Below are 20,871 nucleotides of genomic sequence, written 5' to 3' on the forward strand. Positions count from 1 at the left end.
TACAGTGTCTATTTCCCAATGTCCAAATTCTTTTCTGTGCTCTATATGTTTTGGTCTTTGAGATATGATTTCTCTACAAACTTGATAAAATCTATACATTCTAATACCTTGAACTTCTTTTTTGAATTTTTTCTGTTTTTTTCATACTGTCTTTGTCCCGCATCGGGGTAGTACACTATGACCTTGTGTCCATTTCTTATTTGTTCTACCCTGCCACGTTTAAGCTCATTGTAAATAGTGGTTCTTGACCTTTTTAGGTGCCTAGCAATAGAAGATATTGAGCAACCTAATTTGATCATGGCATAAATTTCTCCTCTTTCATACTCACTTAGGTGTTTAAAGTTTCTCTTTTTTGTGTTAAAATTAAGTTGATTCATTGTGGACCCCTGTATGTATTTGTGTTGTGACTTATATTTTAACACAGGATTCGCAATGAATCATTTTTTATTTAGTTGTACAAATTGATTATACAATCAACCATAAATAAAATTTCATCTATCTTCTAAAATATGAGGGTTGGAATTTATCCATACTCTCCTTAGAACTAATAGCTTAAAAATTTCCGTATACTTAATTATCAATATATAACTCATATATTAATTGAATATCCGATTATTCATTGTAATATAACTTTTTGTATTGGTCTGAGTGCCTCAACAAATTTTTATGATTTCCCTTATCTATGACCTTACCATCTTTTAGGACGTAAATATTATCTACATCCCTGATTGTAGATAATCTATGAGCAATTATTACTACAATCTTATTATTCAAATATCCTTTTAAATTTTTTATTATATTGCTTTGTGATATGTTATCTAGTGCTGATGTAGCTTCATCCAAAACAATAATGTCACTATCATTAAGTATTGTCCTAGCAATTGCAATCCTCTGTTTTTGCCCTCCAGATATTTTAACTCCCCTTTCACCAATTTTCGTATTTATACCCTCCTTTAAACTAGATATATACTCGCTTAGACCTACCTTATCACAAATCAACTGTAATTGTTCATCACTTATCTTTTCTCCTAGGCAAATGTTTTCTTTAATTGTTGCATCAAATATTATACAGTCTTGAGTTACTATAGATATGTGTTTTCTTAGTGAATTTAAATTTACGCTTTTTATATTATTTCCATCGATAAGTATATTTCCTGAGTCAACATCCCAAAGTCTATAAAGCAAATTTATAATTGTTGATTTTCCACATCCACTATTTCCAACTAAAGCACATACACTGTCTTTACTAAAAACTAAATTAAGATTTTTTAGAACATATTCATCTTTTCTTTCGTGGCTGGTATAACTAAAACTAACATTATTAAACTCAATTTTTTCTATATTGTCTTTATTTAATATTATAGAGTCTTTAATATCTGTTATTTCACTTTTTTCATCTAATAGACTATACACTCTATCTACAGATACTTTTGCTTGCTGAATTCTATTATTTGCATTTACAATACTCATGCATGGTCCTAACAGCATCGCACTATAACTCTGAAATGCCAACAAAGTTCCTAATGTTAAATTTCCACTTATAATCTTATATCCACCATATCCATATAGTATCATTGTTATTGCTGAATTTATAGCTATTGCTACAGAAATATTACCACTATATAACATATCTGTCTTAATATTTTTATATATCATCTTACGTTCTCTTTTTATATAATCTGAGATAAAAAATTTTCTAGATTTTGATATAACTACACTCATAATGTTTAGCACATATTCTTGTACAACATTAGTAATTTCTCCATACTCCTTTCTTATTTTTGTTATATTTGCATGTATTTTCTTAGTAAAAATTCTCTGCAATAAGAATAATAATAGTTGTAATACTACAACCAACAAAAATAAGTCTAACTGTAGGCGAATCATAAAATATAATGCTGCTATGGCTGTAAAAAAATCTTTCACTAAAGAAAACACTAACTCTGCATCCAGACGTTCTATTGCATCTATATCCGACTGTATAATAGAAAGTACATTCCCTGTTTTTTTGTTTGTGTAATAATTTCCCGATAAATCAGATATATGTTTTAGTATCTTAAGCCTAATTTTTATTGCAATAGAGTTTCTCATCAGCGAATAAATATAATTAAGTATAAACTCAATCAAAATTGACATTAGTTGGATCAGAAAATATATTACAACAAACCTTAACAATATATTTATATCTTTCTCCATAATACCCTTGTCAATTATTTTCTTTAGTAAGAGTGGAAGATACAAATCAAATACTGTAACTAATATCACAAATATCGCAGATATACATATCTTCTTTTTATTATTTTTACACACATATTTTAAGAATTTTTTAATGTTATTAATATTTTTATCATTTTTTTTCATCACTTATTATTTTCCCATCACTTATAGTAATAAGCCTATCCGCCTGCCTTGCTATATTTTCATCATGAGTTATCATAAGTAGGGTCTGGTTTAGGTCCTTTACAGTAGACCTAAGCATACTCATTACCTCTTCAGTAGTCTTACTATCAAGGTTTCCTGTAGGCTCGTCTGCGAATATTATAGCAGGCTTGTTGGATAGGGCCCTTGCAATTGCCACCCTTTGCTGCTGACCACCCGATAATTCATTAGGGAACTTCTTTAGCTGGTCTTCTAGGCCAACCTTTTTTACTATAGACATAATATATTCCTTGTCTTCCTTCTTTCCATCTAACTGGATTGGTAGGATTATATTATCATAAACATTAAGGACTGGTATTAGGTTAAAGCTTTGGAATATAAATCCAAATTCTTGTCTTCTTATTTTAGATAACTCATCATCACTCAGTGTATAAATATCATTCTCTCCTAGATACACATTTCCAAATGTTGGTTTATCAAGGCCAGCCATACAGTGAAGTAATGTTGATTTTCCACTACCCGATGTACCTACAATTGAAGTAAACTTTCCACATTCAATTTCTAAAGAAATATCGTCAACCGCCTTTACTATACAATCGTCTTTGCCATAATATTTTTTTATGTTATTTGCTAATAATTTTTTCATAGTTTATTCCTCGTTCAAATATTAAAAATTTCAATACTTTTATAATTCAACAATACAAGCATTATTCAATTCCAAAAATCAATTTCATTTTATTACAATTATGTTCAAAAACTTCTTTATTTTCCCTTAATTTATCAACTATTGCAATACAATTAAAACAAAAAATAGATCTATTACATTTTTTGCATTTTTTCTGATTTGTAATCATTAATGCTTCTAATCTATCAAATATTTCATGTTTTTTATTGATGAATATTTCTATAATTTTTTCATTGGAGATAGAAGTTATATTACCAAATTTGTATTCTTCTTTTGCAAGCAATGGACATGGAAAAAGATCTCCCTTATTATCTATAAATACTTGGTTATATCCTGCCATACAATTAATTGATTTGTATTCATATATTTGATCAATCAAATTAATATCATCATAATAAATAGTGTCTAAATCATTGTTTAAATATTTCTTTTTGACATTATTCCCACGACCTAAAGACATAAATTGCTTAATATTAGGATTAACATCTATTTTTTTGCATAAATCTATAAATTTTTGTTCACTTTCCCTATTAAATTTTCCAATAACAGTTGATAAACTAATAGGAATATATTTTTCTTCCCTTAATAGGTTTATCCCTCTGATAACTGACTCATATACACCCTTACCTCTTATTTGTGAACATGTATTATCGTTATGTCCATCAAGTGAAATATCTATCCCATCAAAATAGTTTACTATCTTTTTTGAATTGAACTTATCTATTAATGTACCATTTGTAGAAAGACTCAATTTCGTATTAAATTCTTTTTTTATGCATTCACATATTTCAAATAAATTATCTTTCACTAAAGGTTCTCCACCAGAAATAACAATTTGCTTTGGTTTCAATATTTTAATCTTTTTAATTGTATCAGTATTAATAAAATCTTCTTCCTCTATATTATTGCTTGAAGAATCCATGCAACAATAGTCACACATCAAGTTACAACGATTAGTAATTTGTATAATCAATTTTTCCAAATTATAATTGCCTTTACAAATTTTATCGCCATTTTTTTTATGCAAATCTAACATTCCATGTAATTTCAATATTTCAATATATTTATAGTATATTTTTTTTTCATCTTCGAATATAAAATTATCTCCGATATATTCAACCGAAAAATTTTTTAACTCTTTATTAAACACAACTTTTTCAAATAATATTTTTGGCAATTCAACCCAATTATTCACACCTTTTCTTGTCAAATATACTTTTTTTTCATCTACAGAATAATACAATTCTTTGTTTGGTGGTATATAGTATTCCATCACAACCTCCTCATATGATGTTATTTAATAATGCATTTATCTTTCTAATTATTAATTTTATAGATTTTATTATCCTTACATAAGATAACTATTTATATTTTCAACTTATAAATTATAGAAAAATTAGTATAATGGCACTATATTCCATAAATTTAATTTCTAGTAATTTTTAAAGACTAATCTAATAATCTTGATGAAATCATATTTGTCAACAAACAAAACGATTTACAATATTCTGTATAAGAATTATTAACAGTAAAATTAATCAACTTACATCTTTGTCCACTGCATATTTCTTGCCCTGCACAAAGTTCACACTTCATAAATTCTTTACTTCTATTCATATGAAAATTGTTCATACGTGTTATAATCGCTTTATAATTATACTTAAAAATATTGCCTAATCTAAATTGTTTTTTATTTGTGACAAATATGCATGGAAAAATATCACCATTTGCGGTTACCGTAAATGACGTCAATCCACCAAAACAATCGCCTTGTTTTTTTATAATATAAGATTTATCAACAATAGATATATTAATATCTAGATTATTACTAATATTTATAAGCTCATCATATAAGTTTTCAACCTTATCTATAAAGTTGTTCCATTCTTTTTCATATATATCAAATGTAAGGGAAAAAATTTTAACCCCTAAACTGTATAGCTTTTTTATTCCTTTTGTTATTCCATTTATATTAAATCTATTGATCGTCATTCTACATCTCACTGTAACTCCATCATCTAAATACTTTTTATAATTTTTTAATACTATATTATAACTTCCCTCCCCATTAGCAAATTTTCTACATGCATTGTGAGTATTTTCATCTCCATCAAAACTAATAGATAAGTTTATATTTTTTTTTAGTATATAATCAGATATTTCTCTACTATAAATACTTCCATTCGTTGTCATATCAAAAAATACTTTTCTATCATTGAATTCACTCTCAATCTTATTTACTAATTCTTTTAAAATTGTAAATTTTAGTAAAGGCTCTCCCCCATGCAAATTTATTTTTAATACTTCATCGTCAACAAGTATCTCTTTTAAAAATGATATTAAGGCTTCTATTTTATTACTATTAAAAGAACTTTTATCTTTTAATAAACCTTCATAACAATAACTACATTTCATATTACATCTATTTGTAATGAAAACTGAAATTAACATATTAAATCGCTCTCCACACTATTTTATTTAACGGATTTTTCATTCTATCACACCATAGATTGATTTTATCACTTTTTTTTGCAACTTCAAAAATAGCAGGACAAGACCAACAAAATACATTGACGTCACATTTTTCACATTTTGTACCCTTAAAAGTGATGATTTTTTCAAATTCGTCCATTTTTTGAATATTAAAAATAATATCACTACTTGCTTTTATATCTCTTATATTAAACATTTTATAAAGATCGATGGTAGAGTATTTATGGCAAGGATATGCATCTCCACTTTCATCTATAAATAACATGTTTTTATAAATTCCACATGCACATGAACTAATTTTCCTGGAATCTATTATATCATCCTGACAATATATTTGAGTTGTATATAAAGGTAGCGTGTATTTTTGTTTATAAAAATCATTATAATTAGTATTCCCTCTTCCTATAAATTCAAAAGATCTGCATAATGGTGTAGTTTTTAGCTTTTTATTAAGCTTAAGGAAATCATCCTTCATAGCTTTATTTTTTTCACCAAATACCATTGATAATCCTATACTTTCATATCCATTTTTTTGTAATAAATCAATTTTTTCCAGTACTTTTTCAAAAACTCCTTCTCCTCTTATTTTTGAACATGATTCTTCATCAACTCCATCAATGCTAATTTCTACCTTATCGTACATTTTTATAAAATTTATATTGTTCTCATCTATTAATAGAGAATTTGTAGATAAAATAATAGTAGAATATTTAAATTTTTTTCTCAAATATTCAGTTATATAATTAAAATCTTTTTTCATGAGTGGTTCTCCTCCTGTAATTATCAACTTATTAACCTTTATTTCTTTAAGTTTATCTATAAAATCTAAAATACTATATAAGCCCAACTCTTCTTTTACTTTTTCTCCTGAATTTGTAATACAATGTGAACATCTCAAATTACAGGCATTTGTTAATTTTAGATATATTGTATCAATCATATTTTCAGCATGTAAACTTTTTTCATAAATATATTCTATTTTTTTTAATATATCCAAAACCTCTCCAACATATGTACGATCGTCTTTTTTAAAAAACTCTAAAAATTCATTTATAGTTAAACCAATCTCGCTTGCATATATTATTTGTTCTAATAACGATTTAGAAATAAATACATGCTTTCTTGAATTATATACATAGATATATGCAATATCATTCTTATATCTAATAATAACTTTTTTATTGAGTTTCATTAAAAAAACACCCCCTCTTTTTCTAGTTTATTTTCTATACTTTGTATATTTATTGTATTTATATTTGCATCTTTTATAGCATTTAAAAATATTGATAGTAAAACAATAGCACCTCTACTATTTTTTCTAAAAACCATTTCCTTATTTTTAAATATAAAAGTTTGACTTTTATTTGACACTTTAAATTGTATTTTTTTATCGCTATCATACTTAAATTCAGTATCATTTGATATTTCATTATCAGCTCTGACACCATATACATTTTCTAAGCATGCAGGAAAACAATCTTTTCCTACTATATCTTTGGGGTATTTATTAGAATCAGAACTTATAAATATAATATTTTTTTCTCTGAATTTCTTTGCTAGATCATAAAAATTTAATTTTACATTATAATTGAACGTTGAACTCATAGAAACAATTATATTAATATCTAAATCAAGTATTTTATCTAATACTTCTACCATATTTGTGGATGATACTATCCCTTTTTCTCCATAAATATTAATCGGTATAACACATACATCATCTTTTTTTAATAAAAGCTCATTAAGTTGTTTAATTGCAATAGTTCCATGTCCATTAATGTCACTCAAATTATAAAATGAGCTATCATCAAATGGCCTTGTTGTTTTCATTACAAATTTCATTCTTTTAACTTCTTCATCAAAAAAATCAACACCAGTATCTATAATAGCAACTAATAACATTACACCTCTCCTAAATCATATATTAATAATTTATTTAACTACATATTATTTATTTTAATGTATAATATTCTACTCTTCAATCCTCTTTTTTAAAACCACAATAAAAACCAAAACAAACAATACACTTACATATAATGTTGCTAATGATACCGTCTCAAAACTAAATATCATTTTATATCCGTCACCAAGATATTTTATATTAACTAAGTAGTCATGAATTGATTTATACGATACTATTCCAAACATTATTGCCCCTGAAAATATCGCCCAGAATACACTCTCCTTGATATACATAAGTATCATATTCTTTTTCGATAGACCAATATGCCTCATTATAGTATTTTCTCTTTTTCTTTGTTCAAAAATCATATTTAAGCTTGTATATATTGTTATTATTGACAGCACTGAAATATAAATAATATTTACAATAATTTTTTTCATTAATAATCTATGCTCATATTGATCAATATGCTTAAATTCGGTTTCGGATATAATTTTGTAGTTATTCTTTCCTAACACTTTATCCATATATGCTCTTAGATTTTTACTATTGCCATTATAATTGAAATTTATTTCATCAGCACCTCCATATCCTACTAATTTCTTAAAATTATCTGTATCAGTGATTATTTCAGGAAGTAGCAACTGTGAAACTACTTTTCTTGACCATTTTGAATCATCAATAAATCCACCAACAATAATTTTTTTCGTTTTGTAGGCTTCTCTTCCATTGGAGTATTGGGCAACTTTGATCTTTATTACATCTCCAACTTTTATATTTTTCATAGTTGGTATCATCTTCGTTTCTAATTTATTATAGACCTTCGATCTAAGATAGGCTACCGGGTATTCTAAAGTCGATTTAAATTTATTATTTGTTATAAATCCATTTCTTATTAGGAAGTCATCATCTACTCCTGTGATAACTGTTTCTATTTCTCTACCATTTAAATCTCTATTGTTTAAAAAGTATTCATTGAACATCTTTCCATTACTGATAAAATAGGCCCCTTTACTAGATTTAGTAACAATATTATTAATTCTATTATCATCTCTAAACCTACCTATATTTCTATCATTCAAGTTGGATTTTGGTCTATAAATATTACTTGAGTTTGTAAGGTTATATTCTCTTCCCATAAAAAAATTTACTGAAGAATCAACATTCTTATCAAAATAATCTCTATTAATATTAATTACATATCTAGACAGTGATAAGCTCAACATAATAACCGGTACCATCAAATATATAGCATTTTTTTGTATATTTATTAATAATAGTTTCTTATGTATTTTTGTAGTTGGTCTTAGTAAGATTCTATTGATTTCTTTTCTTCTATGATTATAGTTGGTTAAATCGACTACACTTAAATTATTTATCACATAAAATTCATATAAGAAAACAATTGCAAAAGGTATAATCGAAATAACAAAGGAAATTATGTAGGTTCTATAATCCATATGTATGCTTTTATCCATTAGTCTAAATAGATCGTCAGAAAACAAGGTGAAGTTTACTTTTTTCATATAAATTAACGATGCATAATATGATAAAATAAAGCTAATAATATTACTAATTAATATAATTAGTACATTTTCTAAACCAAAGATAAAAAATACTTTTTTCTTACTTGAGCCTACAACCCTAAGAAGGGCAGCATCTGCAAATACATCTCTAGATGCAATAAACAAGAAAACTAACGGAAATAGTATACCTGCTAAAATTAAATTTTTTATTTCTGGTGAAGCAATAAAAAATTGCTTATATGTATTTTCCGTATTTGTTAATATTTTATTATATGTGACTAGATTTTGAGGTAAGTTTAATTCTGTATTTAATCCATAAGATTCACCCTCTGGATCCTTAAATCCAGTCTTAAAACTAATATATGCGTTAAATTTGTCTGGAATTATATTTTTAAAACCATCTCCCATTTTAATGTATAATTGATCCATCCCCCTCATCTCAGTTGACTTAATCTTATTATATACAATGCCAGTTATTTTGATCTTTTTTGAAATATACCTAATTTTATTGATTCCATTTTCTTCATAATTTACTTTTACAACTCCATCGATATAGTCTCCGATTTTATGATTTCCAGTCCCATCTAACAATATGGCTTCCTCGTCATTAAATGGTAATCTCCCCAAAATCAGCTTGAGCTTGCTAATTTCATTCACCTTTTCGTTATACTCTTCTAAAAGTAATATCTTACCATTGTTCTCAATGAATTTTCCTATATTTTTTGTTTGATATACCTTATCTACACGTTTACTATTTTTTATATTATCTAGTGTTGTTTTATCTATATTATTTGCTACAGCTCCATAGAGTGCTGAATTTTCATCGATAAATTTCTTTGAATTTATCATTTGACTTTTAGTAGCAATAGATATTGAAACTAAACTTACCAGTGAAAATACTATGATTATACTCAAATATATAACCCTTCTTACGTGACTTTTTATATATTTCAACCCCAAAATATACATATTCATAAAATCATCTCCTATTAACTAACTGTTCATAAAACATAATAGGTGGTAAAAACCACCTATTATGTTGACTATTTTAATACTTATCAGTGCCATATGGACATCTTCTAACAATAGGGCCACATGCGGTACAATCCACGTCGCAGTCAACTCCGTGCCTTCTCCTATAGTCTCTCCAAACATAATAGCATGGATCTCCATTTATCTGCATATCTTCTATTGGTAATTCCTTTTCTAAAATACCCAACCTTATTTTTTTCTTATCATTTTTCATTGCATGTTCCTCCTTTTGGTTTTTTATTTTTATATTAATATATTAATATTACAACTAAATTATATGTCTATTATACAAGTATTTATAACACGCATAATATTTCTTATCTCGTGCTTTACGTCTTCTGATAGTGAATTTACACCACCTAAAACACAACTATTTTCTGCACTAAGTCTTTTGATTTCATCGCTTGTATTACTTGGTAGTTCCTCTTTATTTACACACAAAATCTATGTATCTAAATTTATGGTTGTTAGGTGAGCTATTAAATCAAATATTTTTTATGTTTTAATATCCTCCATAATTTTATTATTATTATTTGTTATATATAATATTTTAATATATTGTTGTATTTTTTGTCAAAATTGTCAAAAAATACCCTAAAAATGACATAAAAAACATATACTAATTTAAGCTCTATATCAAATAACGTTGGTGATACTTTAAGTTAATAATATTTATTAAATTATGTAGTAAACTTATAGCTCTGGATGTTGCCCTTTTGTATTTTATACCTTTCCATTAGCATTATCCTTACCTTAAAATTCCTAAAACTTCTATATACGTAGAATACTCTTTTAATCACCTTTATCTTATTGTTTTTACCATTCACCATAGCATTTGTATAGTCATATTTTTAAAGTGCCTATTCTTGTAAATGTCTTTAGTCACATATTCTACCCTTTTTCTGACCTTCAAGGGATAGGAATTAAAATACTCAAATATGAAGCACCCCTTATCTACAATAGGCGTTTTGGCCATAAATGTTGACTCACAATGCTTACAGAAAAATCTCTGCTTTTTAATCATCAATATCATTGGGTTTGTATTAACCCTATAAAAAAGTATTTTTACAGTCTGACTTCCATTTTTAGTTATGTCATAATTTTCATTGACTATACCACACCTAGGGCAGCAAGTCGGCCTATATGAAAACTTTCCCCTTAGGACTGTATATTCTATCCCCTTGATATTTTCTTTTTCGTTACCTAAAATTACTAAATTCTTATCGTTAATTCCCAAGATTTCTGTTATACTAGAAGAGGAAGCATCACTGCTTCCTCAAATATTATCTTTAAAATTGTTATTATAGTTTCAAATTATAAAACTACAAGTACTTCTACTTCTACTCTAGCTCCCTTTGGAAGTTCCTTAACAGCTACGCAAGATCTAGCTGGCTTGTGGTCGCCAAAGTATTCAGCGTATACTTCATTTATAGCACCGAAATCAGCCATATCAACTATAAATACAGTAGTCTTTACAACGTTGCTGAATGTAGCACCAGCTTCTGTTAATACTGCCTTTACGTTTTCTAAAGACTGCTTTGCCTGAGCCTTTATATCTCCCTCTACTATTTCACCAGTTTCTGGTACTAGTGGTATCTGACCTGAACAATATACTACGTTTCCTACCTTTATTGCCTGTGAATATGGTCCAACTGCTGCTGGAGCCTTTGATGTGAATACTACTTCCATTTTAATTCCTCCTATTAATTATTACCTTTTTTTTAGTTATAGAGTCTCATATATAACTCTACATCTCGTATATTATACCATAAATTTGTCATCAATTAGCTAATTTTATATATTTTTTACAGGAATTCTACTCTTATTCCAGCTTCTATAAAGGCTGACTTCATCTTATTTACCATCTCAAATCCCTGTGTCTCTATTGTAGCTTCTACTGTCTGCTGCTTTATATACTTTCCTGATGCAAGCTTATCCTGGTTGATTGTAAGGACATTCCCTCCATACTTAGCAACAATTGACATCATGTTAGCAAGTGAACCTGGAACGTCTGGTAATTCTGCAACTATACTGATTCTTCTTCCCTGCTGCTTTAGGGCCACGCTCATTATTCTATAAAGTGTATTTATGTCTATATTACCACCAGATACTACGCATACTACGTTTTCACCTTCAGCTGGCTGGTATTTTCCAGACAATAAAGCTGCTGTACTTACTGCACCAGCACCCTCTGATACTATCTTCTGATTTTCCATCATATATAATATAGCCTCTGCTACCTCTTCTTCAGTAACAGTAACTACAGAATCAACGTTTTTCTTTATTATATCAAATGTAAGACTTCCTGGAGTTCTAACAGCTATACCATCAGCTATAGTTGTATCGTTAAAAGCTGTTGTCACCTTACCATTAGCCATAGACACCTTCATTGATGGTACGTTACAAGTCTGAACACCAACTACCTTTATATTAGGGTTTAGGGCCTTTAAAGCAGTAGATATACCAGCTATGATACCGCCGCCACCTATTGGCACTAGTACAGTATCAACCTTGCCTTCGCTCTGCTCAAATATTTCTAGACCTATTGTTCCCTGTCCAGCGATTACATACTTATCATCAAATGGATGCAAGAATGTTGCTCCAGTTTCCTTCTGAAGTTTTACTGCCTTTTCATAGGCGTCATCATAGACCTGACCTTCTAGTACTACTTCTGCTCCATAAGACTTAGTAGCTGCTACCTTTGATACTGGTGCATTGGCTGGCATACATATTGTAGCCTTTATGCCTGCATTCTTAGCTCCCATGGCAACACCCTGAGCATGATTGCCAGCAGAAGATGCTATTACTCCACACGCCTTTTCTTCTTCAGTAAGGTGAGCAATCTTGTTGTACGCCCCTCTTAACTTGAATGATCCAGTCCTCTGAAGATTTTCACACTTATAGAAAACTCTAGCTCCTGTCTTTTCAGATAGCCTAACGTTTTCCAATAGATCGGTCTTAAGTGCTACTTCCTTGATAATCTCTCTTGCTTCCTTTACGTCTTCCAATGTTACTCTTTCCATAAGTTTTCTCCTTTTCGAGAGCCTACAAATACCCTCTATCACAAATTAGTTTTTTATAGAGTTCTACAAACACCCCAATCGCAAAGTTTTTCCTATACAAATAAATCATTTATTCAGAAACAATTCTGCCAGTTTGCATAAAATGTTTTTGTAATAGCAAAACCCCACAGTCTTATATTAATACTCTGGGGTCTTTTTTTCAATAGTAATTTTATTATTTTTTTGTCATTCTCTAAAGTTATAATTTTAATATTTATCTGAAAACTGTGACATAAGATTAAATTATAACCCTCTATTGTAGAATTACTTTTTTTTGCTAGGTCTTTTCTTTGACTTTGCTATCAGCTCATTAACTTCTTTTTTGCTTAGTCTCTTTGATACTGGAGTTCTCTTGTCCTTAGCCTTGGCCTGCTCATGACCTGGGAATACTATTACAGGCTTTTCGTTGTTTCTCTTGTATATAGTAAACTTATTACCTATAGCCTGAACAAACTCAGCTCTTATAGCCTCACAAACGTGGTTGGCAGCCTCTTTGGCGTCTATACCACAGTTATCTAGTATTGTAACTTTGACAATCTCTCTAGCCCTTAATTGGTCATCTAACTGGTCCAAAAATTCCTTTGATATACCGTCTTTACCTATCTGGTTAGTTGACTTTATACCATTAGCAAGTGACTTTAAATATGATCTCTTTTTGCCGTTTAACATATTTTTCCTTTCTATATTTCTTTAACATATATCCTGTATGATCTATCATACTTATTCTCGTCTTATCTATACTTGATTTCAATTTATATTAGAGTGGATTTTTCACACTAAATCTTACTCGTAGTATTCAAATTCAAGCTCGTATATCTTGACAGTATCACCTTCATCAATTCCTGCTTTTTTTAACATCTCAAATACGCCCTTAGCCTCCATCTGGTTCTGGAAGTACTGTAGTGATTCCATATCATCGAAGTTAACAGAATACATGATTCTTCTAAGCTCCTTACCTGTCACAACATACACACCATCTTCATCTACATTTACCTTTAGACCTTCTTCTTCAGTTGTATCAAGTTCTGGTCTATATATCTCATCTTCACTTATAAGCTCTATATCCTCTACTTCAGATAGTAGCTGTGTTACCTTGTCTATTACCGAATCAACACCGTCTCTAGTAGCAACAGAAGTCTTAAATACTGGATATCCCTTTTCTTCCATGGTCTTTTTGAAGTTCTCATATACAGAATCGTCATACAGTAGGTCAGACTTGTTGGCAAGTATAACCTGTGGTCTTGTAGACAACTTCTCATTGTACAACTTTAACTCTTCATTTATCTTGTTAAAGTCGTCTATAGGATCTCTACCCTCTATACCTGAGATATCCACTATATGGATTAGGACCTTAGTCCTCTCAACGTGTCTTAAAAAGTCATGACCCAATCCAACACCATCTGCAGCTCCTTCAATTATACCTGGTATATCAGCCATTACAAATGACTCTCCAAACCTAGTCTTTACAACTCCAAGGTTTGGTGTAAGCGTTGTGAAGTGGTAGTTGGCTATCTTGGGCTTGGCTGAAGTTACAACAGATAAGAAGGTTGACTTACCAACATTAGGGAAGCCTACTAGCCCCACATCAGCTATCATCTTAAGTTCTAGGATTATCCATCTTTCTTCTCCATCTGTGCCTGATTTTGCAAATGCAGGCGCCTGTCTTACAGCATTGGCAAAGTTCTGGTTCCCCCTACCGCCAAAGCCACCCTTGGCAACAACAGCAGTATCTCCGTGCTTTTTAAGGTCTGCAATAACTAGTCCTGTAGCCTCATCCTTGACAATAGTACCCTCTGGAACCTTTAGGACCAAGTCTTCACCATTCTTACCCGACCTATGTCTCTTAGCCCCATCTTCACCGTGCTGGGCCGTATACTTCTTCTTGTACTTAAAGTCCATCAAAGTTCTAAGTCCATTGTCAGCTTCGATGATGATAGATGCACCCTTACCACCATCACCACCGTCTGGACCTCCAGCTGGAACATACTTCTCTCTTCTAAATGAGACAGAACCATTTCCACCGTTTCCAGCCTTAACAAATATTCTAGCCTTGTCTATAAACATATTATCCCTCCTTTTCTCATATAATATTCTTACAATATATTTTATCACTTAACCTAGTTATCACACTAGATATTAATTATCTAAAAAATTAGAGCTATCAAACTTGATAGCTCTAAGAATGTATTATTCAGCGATTTCTACTGGATATATACTTACTTTCTTTCTCTTCTTGTCTAATCTTTCAAACTTAACTTTTCCATCAACAAGTGCAAATAAAGTGTCATCTCCACCCTTACCTACATTTGTTCCTGGATGGATCTTAGTTCCTCTCTGTCTAACGATGATAGATCCTGCAGTTACAACCTGACCGTCAAATCTCTTAACACCAAGTCTCTTTGATATAGAATCTCTACCATTCTTAGAAGAACCTACTCCCTTCTTAGATGCAAGAAGCTGTAAATTCATTTTTAACATCTGGAGTCACCCCCTACTTCTCAAATATTTTTATATTCTTTGGATATTCTTTGCGTATTTCATCTAAGGCAAGTCTTAAATGCTGCAAAAGTAGCTGGGCCTTGTCAATGTCTTTTTCCTCGACCATACAGCCGATAGAACCTTCTTTGGCATGGACCTTATTAAAACCAACCTTCTGTAGGCTATCTAATGAGTTGATAACTGCAAGTGTATTGCTAGTCACAGCTGAACAGACTATGTCGTATCCAAATTCGCCATATTCTGCGTGGCCTTTTAACTCAAAGCCCTTGATCTTAAATTCGTCATTATAAAAAAATGTTACTTTAATCATAATAGATATTAAGCGTTTATCTTTTCAATAACTATCTTAGTATATAGCTGACGATGACCGTTCTTTCTTCTATAGTCCTTCTTTGGCTTGTACTTGTAAACGATAACTTTCTTACCCTTACCCTGTTCAACTACTTTAGCCTGAACAGAAGCACCTTCAACTACAGGAGAACCAATCTTTAGTTCGCCGTCATTTACTGCTAATACTTCAGTTAAAGTAACAACATCGCCTTCGTTAGCTTCTAGCTTTTCAACGAAAAGAACATCACCTTCAGAAACCTTATACTGCTTTCCTCCAGTCTTTACTATAGCGTACATATATACACCTCCTTGTTCTTATACTCGCCGGATGAGGTACCAGTAAAACTGAGTTTTGTGCCAAGCACTGCCGAAGCGTGCGGCCACCTTTACCGTGCGGCAATTACTCATATATTATATAAAATATATGTAACAAAGTCAAGACAAAAATTTGAAATATCCTATTTTATGTCCAAGTTTTTTCTTATTTTCTTTATAGCATTTTTCTTTATCTTTCCCACAGCTGTATTTGAGCAACCTAATTCCTGTGCTATGGAAACCTGGGTCCTATCCTTTATATAGAGATTTTCCAAGATATACCTTTCCTTATCTGATAGTTTTTTTATTTGGTTAAGTATCTCCCTGTATAACATCCGTTTTTCAAATTTACTCTCATAGTCTTCTACCAATTGCTTTTTATATTTATATAATATCTGTTCCTCTGCTTCTATTTCACCGTCACAAGTGTAGGTATACATGGCATTCCTTATTTTTACAGCCAAAATACTCTTAGATATCTTTTCCTTGGTAACGTATAGTTTTTCAGAAAGCTCTTCTAAGAGTTCGTCACTTAAATTCCCATCATATTCATATAGAGAACTAGAACACTTGGAATATATTGAACTAGCCTCCCTGGACACCGATAATCCACCGTAGTCCCTAAAATCATTTTTTATACTGTATTTAACATTGTGGGCCAGGTATGTATCAAACTTAATCCCATCCCTAAAATCAAATTTTTTAACAGCATTCAAAAGACCTATCATGCCGGATTGGAACAAGTCTTCTTGGTCTAATCCCCTTTTTTTGTAGGCCATTATCTCATAATCATTTTTTATTATACCCTTTACATACTTGGACTTTTTTTCGATCACCTTGTTCAATGCAACAAGATCCCCCTCTTTTGCACTCTTTACCAATTTCCTATCAGCCAACTCTCTCTTGTCCCCCATGTCACACCCAAGGTCACTCCTTTGGCAATTACAGCAAATCATACTCTTTGATTGACAGGTAAACTTAATAAAATCTTCATCAAATTCTTTCTTAGTCATAATACACCCGACCTCCTTATACAATCTATTATATAAATTCATATTGCCATTTGGGTATACATTTGTAACCGTAATAAAATATTTTTTTATGTTCTAATTTAATAAATACATTTATTAAATTCCCCTAATTTTTTCAATATATCTGCACAAGTTCATATAAAATATAAGGCGTTTTTTTCGCCTATATCCTAATAATAGCACTTCTCAATTAAAATGTTTATAATTTTATATCTAATATTCTATATGGTATAGTCCATAATACAATAATCATATTTATATATTAATTTAATGGATATATATGCCAAAAATAAAATTCAAATAAAATTTCATAACGACCTTCATAAGATTCAAAAAAATAAGTAACATATAAATAAGTAGCATATAGTATATAACCATATGCTACTTATTTGACTAACACTTATTGGATAGTATTACTGATATCCATCATATATCATCTCTAATACCTATTATATATGACCACTAATACCTATCATATATAATCTCTAATACTTATTGTATAACATGACTCTCAATGAGTTTAAAACTGCAAGGACCGCTACTCCCACATCCGCAAAGATAGCCATCCACATATTTGCAATACCAACGCTCGATAGTATTAGTACTGCAAGTTTAATACCTATAGCTAGTACTATATTTTGAATAACAATCCTTGAAGTATACTTTGATATATTTATAGCCTCTTTTATCTTCATTAAGTCATCATTCATTATTACCATATCAGATGCTTCTATAGCTGCATCTGAGCCAAGTCCACCCATTGATATACCTATATCTGCCCTAGCTATTACAGGTGCATCATTAATACCATCTCCAACAAAGGCCAATTTAGCTTCTGACTTAGGGTCATTTTTGTCCAACAAGTCTTCAACTATTGACACCTTCTGGTCTGGCAAAAGATCTGCATAATAATCTGTCATGCCAAGCTTGTCTGAAAAGTCTTTGGCATTTTTTTTGCCATCACCAGTCAGCATGATTAGCTTACTTATGCCTATGTCTTTCAAGCCTTCAATAGCCGACTTAGTCGTATCCTTTAGTTGGTCTGCTATTTCAATTGATCCGTAAAATTCCCCATCAACTCCTATATATACCTTGGTTGCAGGTCCCTCAACAGGAATATAATCAATATTATTGGTTTTCATCAGCCTAGAATTACCAGCCAGTATCCTCGAGCCTTTATATACAAGACTAATGCCACCACTGATTTCCTCGTACTCACTTATGTCTAGCTGATCAATGGATAGCTTCTTGTCCACATTTTTATTGTAGTATTCAATAATAGATTTTGCTATTGGATGGTTTGACCTAAGCTCCGCTATATAGGCACAAGTAAGTATATTTTCAACACCTATCTTATCCTTTATCCTATCTGCTATATTTATCTTACTTACTTCAAACACTCCCTTAGTAAGGGTTCCAGTCTTGTCAAAAACAATTGTGTCAAGCTTTTTTAATATATCTATATAATTACTACCCTTGACCAATATACCCCTGCTAGATAACACGCCTATACCTGAAAAATATGTAAGAGGTATAGATAAAACAAGGGCACATGGGCATGAAACAACCAAGAAGACCAATCCCCTATATAACCATTTAGAAAATTCCTGACCTGTAACAAGAGGAGGAACAATTGCCAATAAAAGAGCCAATACTACTACAATAGGAGTATAGTATTTTGCAAATACAGATATAAAGTTCTCTGTCCTTGCTTTTTTAGAAGATGCGTTCTCAACCATATCCATTATTCTTGAAACAGTTGAATCTTCAAATATCCTTTCAACTTCCAGCTCAACTGCCTTTGTCTTGTTGATAAGACCAGAATTGATTGAATCTCCTTCTTCAAAGTGTCTCAATACAGATTCACCTGTAATTGCAGATGTATCAAACCTACTCTCACCCTTTACTATCTTTCCATCTAGGGCAACCCTGTCTCCTACTCTAACAAGTATCCTATCTCCTACTCTAACGTCGTGAGGATCAACCTCTCGTGTTGTATTCCCATCTACTAGGATGGCCTTGTTTGGCATTATATCCATAAGGGCTTCTATATTCTTTCTCGACTTATTTACTGCCTTGTCCTCAAGGTATTCTCCAACCATAAAGAATATCATAACACCTACAGCCTCTGGATATTCACCTATTAAGACAGCACCTACAGTAGCAACTGTCATTAAGAAGTTTTCATCAAATACCCTACCCTTGACTATGTTCCTAAAAGCCTTAAACAGGACATCCCTACCAGCTATAATATAAGCTGCAAACATCATAATATATACCAGTGGTTCAAATAGACCAAATTTACTACCTATCATAGCCACAATATATAGACCAATTGCAAGGCACATCTCCTGAAAATCATTCATATTGAATAAGCCTGGTCCTAGTCTATCATGACTATGGCTATGTCCATGATTGTGGCTATGTCCATGATTGTGGCTATGCACATGATTGTGGCTATGCACATGACTATGGCTATGTTCTTCTTCATGACTATGGCTATGTTCTTCTTCATGACTATAAGTTCCCTTATTACAAGAGTCCATACAATCACACTCGCAACCAATAGTGCTATTTGAAAAATTTATATGTCTACTATCATCGCCACTTGTATAGGAATAATGTTTACCAAGACTATCTCTAATCTTCATGACACTTATATCCAAACCTGGCTCAGTATCATCAATTATATATATTATGTCATCTATGACCTTATTATAGTCACAAGAGTCTTTAATATTTGCCACCATAATTTTGCTCACCATACTCAGCCTTGCACTATCTATTTCTTCTTTTGCATTTACCTTATCGTTGATTTTGGCTGCACAGTTTGCACAGTTTAAACCCCCGAGCATAATCTCTACTCTCTTCATAAACTACCTCTCACATTTCAATTCTATCTTACACATCTGATACCCTTTACTAGGTACGTCCCATAGAAATTATTTTCGTAATTTCAATTCTATCTTACACATCTGATACCTCGACTAAACTCACTAAATACAAGTAATCTATAATTTCAAACTCACATCTAGTCTACAGTCTTAAACTTAGATTAAAAATTCATTCAAAATAATCCTAATAATACATCTCCTTTATATGGCTTAATCCGAAATCAAATATCTTATTTACATGCTCATCGTCAAGACTATAAAATACTGTCTTGCCCTCTTTTCTAAACTTGACAAGCCTAGCTTGCTTGAGTACCCTCAACTGGTGGGACACAGCAGATTGGGTCATGGATATAGTTTCAGCTATATCACATACACACATCTCGTTTTCAATTAGCGAATATATAATCTTAATCCTAGTCTGGTCACCCAAAACCTTGAATAGGTTTGATAAGTCATCTATCATCTCATCTGATGGCTTGTCCTTTATAGCCTTGTCCACGAGATTTTGGTGAACAATATGGGCCTGGCATGCTTCTATTGTATCGTCTACATCAATCTTTTCTGCCTTATCATTAACTGTTTTCATAGTCATATCCTTTCTAAATCATATGAATGTATGAACTATTGTTCATATATTCATTATACACTAGTTTTTTCCCCTTGTAAATAAAAAAATAAAAAAATCACCCCCGGTAACCTATACCGCGGGGTGATTATATAAA

18 protein-coding genes and 2 pseudogenes are annotated in these 20,871 nt (G+C 30.8%); all 20 read right to left on the reverse strand.

The window, feature by feature from the left end:
- A pseudogene (locus HMPREF0631_RS10405) lies at positions 1-377 on the reverse strand (transposase); the annotation flags it as partial.
- Positions 378-612: 235 nt separating this feature from the next.
- Complete coding sequence (locus HMPREF0631_RS02110; protein WP_002843096.1) at positions 613-2,361, reverse strand: ABC transporter ATP-binding protein; 1,749 nt, start codon at positions 2,359-2,361, stop codon at positions 613-615.
- Positions 2,348-3,025, reverse strand: a complete 678-nt coding sequence (locus HMPREF0631_RS02115) for an ABC transporter ATP-binding protein (RefSeq protein WP_002843106.1) — start codon at positions 3,023-3,025, stop codon at positions 2,348-2,350. Before HMPREF0631_RS02115 ends, HMPREF0631_RS02110 begins: the two co-directional genes overlap by 14 nt.
- A 61-nt stretch (positions 3,026-3,086) precedes the next feature.
- Positions 3,087-4,337: a radical SAM/SPASM domain-containing protein gene (locus HMPREF0631_RS02120; protein WP_002843111.1), complete on the reverse strand. Its 1,251-nt coding sequence runs from the start codon at positions 4,335-4,337 to the stop codon at positions 3,087-3,089.
- 176 nt (positions 4,338-4,513) lie between these two features.
- On the reverse strand, positions 4,514-5,515 hold the full coding sequence (locus HMPREF0631_RS02125) for a radical SAM/SPASM domain-containing protein (RefSeq protein WP_002843141.1): 1,002 nt from the start codon (positions 5,513-5,515) through the stop codon (positions 4,514-4,516).
- 1 nt (position 5,516) lies between these two features.
- Positions 5,517-6,749: a radical SAM/SPASM domain-containing protein gene (locus tag HMPREF0631_RS09550; RefSeq protein ID WP_002843116.1), complete on the reverse strand. Its 1,233-nt coding sequence runs from the start codon at positions 6,747-6,749 to the stop codon at positions 5,517-5,519.
- Complete coding sequence (locus HMPREF0631_RS02135; RefSeq protein ID WP_002843136.1) at positions 6,749-7,459, reverse strand: S8/S53 family peptidase; 711 nt, start codon at positions 7,457-7,459, stop codon at positions 6,749-6,751. Before HMPREF0631_RS02135 ends, HMPREF0631_RS09550 begins: the two co-directional genes overlap by 1 nt.
- A gap of 69 nt (positions 7,460-7,528) precedes the next feature.
- Positions 7,529-9,961, reverse strand: coding sequence for an FtsX-like permease family protein (locus tag HMPREF0631_RS02140; protein WP_002843117.1), 2,433 nt, complete (start codon positions 9,959-9,961; stop codon positions 7,529-7,531).
- A 73-nt stretch (positions 9,962-10,034) separates the two neighbouring features.
- On the reverse strand, positions 10,035-10,232 hold the full coding sequence (locus tag HMPREF0631_RS02145; RefSeq protein WP_002843110.1) for a hypothetical protein: 198 nt from the start codon (positions 10,230-10,232) through the stop codon (positions 10,035-10,037).
- 466 nt (positions 10,233-10,698) lie between these two features.
- Positions 10,699-11,267 (reverse strand): annotated as a pseudogene (locus HMPREF0631_RS09625) (transposase family protein).
- Between the two features lie 65 nt (positions 11,268-11,332).
- Positions 11,333-11,707 carry a RidA family protein gene (locus HMPREF0631_RS02155; protein ID WP_002843139.1) on the reverse strand — a complete coding sequence of 125 codons (375 nt, stop codon included), beginning with the start codon at positions 11,705-11,707 and terminating at the stop codon, positions 11,333-11,335.
- Between the two features lie 116 nt (positions 11,708-11,823).
- Positions 11,824-13,041, reverse strand: a complete 1,218-nt coding sequence (gene ilvA / locus HMPREF0631_RS02160) for a threonine ammonia-lyase (RefSeq protein WP_002843127.1) — start codon at positions 13,039-13,041, stop codon at positions 11,824-11,826.
- A gap of 303 nt (positions 13,042-13,344) precedes the next feature.
- On the reverse strand, positions 13,345-13,749 hold the full coding sequence (locus HMPREF0631_RS02165; protein WP_002843098.1) for a YhbY family RNA-binding protein: 405 nt from the start codon (positions 13,747-13,749) through the stop codon (positions 13,345-13,347).
- 114 nt (positions 13,750-13,863) lie between these two features.
- Complete coding sequence (obgE, locus tag HMPREF0631_RS02170) at positions 13,864-15,144, reverse strand: GTPase ObgE (protein ID WP_002843122.1); 1,281 nt, start codon at positions 15,142-15,144, stop codon at positions 13,864-13,866.
- A gap of 123 nt (positions 15,145-15,267) precedes the next feature.
- Positions 15,268-15,558, reverse strand: a complete 291-nt coding sequence (rpmA, locus tag HMPREF0631_RS02175; protein ID WP_002843119.1) for a 50S ribosomal protein L27 — start codon at positions 15,556-15,558, stop codon at positions 15,268-15,270.
- A gap of 13 nt (positions 15,559-15,571) precedes the next feature.
- Positions 15,572-15,889 (reverse strand): ribosomal-processing cysteine protease Prp, encoded by a 318-nt coding sequence (locus HMPREF0631_RS02180; RefSeq protein ID WP_002843094.1) that lies wholly within the window; start codon positions 15,887-15,889, stop codon positions 15,572-15,574.
- Positions 15,890-15,897: 8 nt separating this feature from the next.
- The gene (gene rplU, locus HMPREF0631_RS02185; protein WP_002843130.1) at positions 15,898-16,206 is read right to left on the reverse strand and encodes a 50S ribosomal protein L21; all 309 of its coding nucleotides are present in this window, start codon (positions 16,204-16,206) and stop codon (positions 15,898-15,900) included.
- Between the two features lie 161 nt (positions 16,207-16,367).
- Entirely contained in the window at positions 16,368-17,237 is an 870-nt protein-coding gene (locus HMPREF0631_RS02190; RefSeq protein WP_002843118.1) for a sigma-70 family RNA polymerase sigma factor, read from the reverse strand.
- Between the two features lie 503 nt (positions 17,238-17,740).
- A complete protein-coding gene (locus HMPREF0631_RS02195; RefSeq protein ID WP_002843123.1) occupies positions 17,741-20,128 on the reverse strand; it encodes a heavy metal translocating P-type ATPase in 2,388 nt (795 codons plus the stop codon).
- A gap of 205 nt (positions 20,129-20,333) precedes the next feature.
- The gene (locus HMPREF0631_RS02200; protein ID WP_002843146.1) at positions 20,334-20,735 is read right to left on the reverse strand and encodes an ArsR/SmtB family transcription factor; all 402 of its coding nucleotides are present in this window, start codon (positions 20,733-20,735) and stop codon (positions 20,334-20,336) included.
- Positions 20,736-20,871 lie beyond the last annotated feature (136 nt).

Origin of the sequence: Peptostreptococcus anaerobius 653-L (assembly GCF_000178095.1) — a bacterium.
In the GTDB taxonomy this organism is placed as follows: Bacteria; Bacillota; Clostridia; order Peptostreptococcales; family Peptostreptococcaceae; genus Peptostreptococcus; species Peptostreptococcus anaerobius.

Excerpts from the sequence above, each read along its gene's own strand:
- HMPREF0631_RS02110 (WP_002843096.1), bottom strand. The coding sequence starts at position 2,361 with ATGAAAAAAAATGATAAAAATATTAATAACATTAAAAAATTCTTAAAA.
- HMPREF0631_RS02115 (WP_002843106.1), bottom strand. The coding sequence starts at position 3,025 with ATGAAAAAATTATTAGCAAATAACATAAAAAAATATTATGGCAAAGAC.
- HMPREF0631_RS02120 (WP_002843111.1), bottom strand. The coding sequence starts at position 4,337 with ATGGAATACTATATACCACCAAACAAAGAATTGTATTATTCTGTAGAT.
- HMPREF0631_RS02125 (WP_002843141.1), bottom strand. The coding sequence starts at position 5,515 with ATGTTAATTTCAGTTTTCATTACAAATAGATGTAATATGAAATGTAGT.
- HMPREF0631_RS09550 (WP_002843116.1), bottom strand. The coding sequence starts at position 6,749 with ATGAAACTCAATAAAAAAGTTATTATTAGATATAAGAATGATATTGCA.
- HMPREF0631_RS02135 (WP_002843136.1), bottom strand. The coding sequence starts at position 7,459 with ATGTTATTAGTTGCTATTATAGATACTGGTGTTGATTTTTTTGATGAA.
- HMPREF0631_RS02140 (WP_002843117.1), bottom strand. The coding sequence starts at position 9,961 with ATGAATATGTATATTTTGGGGTTGAAATATATAAAAAGTCACGTAAGA.
- HMPREF0631_RS02145 (WP_002843110.1), bottom strand. The coding sequence starts at position 10,232 with ATGAAAAATGATAAGAAAAAAATAAGGTTGGGTATTTTAGAAAAGGAA.
- HMPREF0631_RS02155 (WP_002843139.1), bottom strand. The coding sequence starts at position 11,707 with ATGGAAGTAGTATTCACATCAAAGGCTCCAGCAGCAGTTGGACCATAT.
- ilvA (WP_002843127.1), bottom strand. The coding sequence starts at position 13,041 with ATGGAAAGAGTAACATTGGAAGACGTAAAGGAAGCAAGAGAGATTATC.
- HMPREF0631_RS02165 (WP_002843098.1), bottom strand. The coding sequence starts at position 13,749 with ATGTTAAACGGCAAAAAGAGATCATATTTAAAGTCACTTGCTAATGGT.
- obgE (WP_002843122.1), bottom strand. The coding sequence starts at position 15,144 with ATGTTTATAGACAAGGCTAGAATATTTGTTAAGGCTGGAAACGGTGGA.
- rpmA (WP_002843119.1), bottom strand. The coding sequence starts at position 15,558 with ATGTTAAAAATGAATTTACAGCTTCTTGCATCTAAGAAGGGAGTAGGT.
- HMPREF0631_RS02180 (WP_002843094.1), bottom strand. The coding sequence starts at position 15,889 with ATGATTAAAGTAACATTTTTTTATAATGACGAATTTAAGATCAAGGGC.
- rplU (WP_002843130.1), bottom strand. The coding sequence starts at position 16,206 with ATGTACGCTATAGTAAAGACTGGAGGAAAGCAGTATAAGGTTTCTGAA.
- HMPREF0631_RS02190 (WP_002843118.1), bottom strand. The coding sequence starts at position 17,237 with ATGACTAAGAAAGAATTTGATGAAGATTTTATTAAGTTTACCTGTCAA.
- HMPREF0631_RS02195 (WP_002843123.1), bottom strand. The coding sequence starts at position 20,128 with ATGAAGAGAGTAGAGATTATGCTCGGGGGTTTAAACTGTGCAAACTGT.
- HMPREF0631_RS02200 (WP_002843146.1), bottom strand. The coding sequence starts at position 20,735 with ATGAAAACAGTTAATGATAAGGCAGAAAAGATTGATGTAGACGATACA.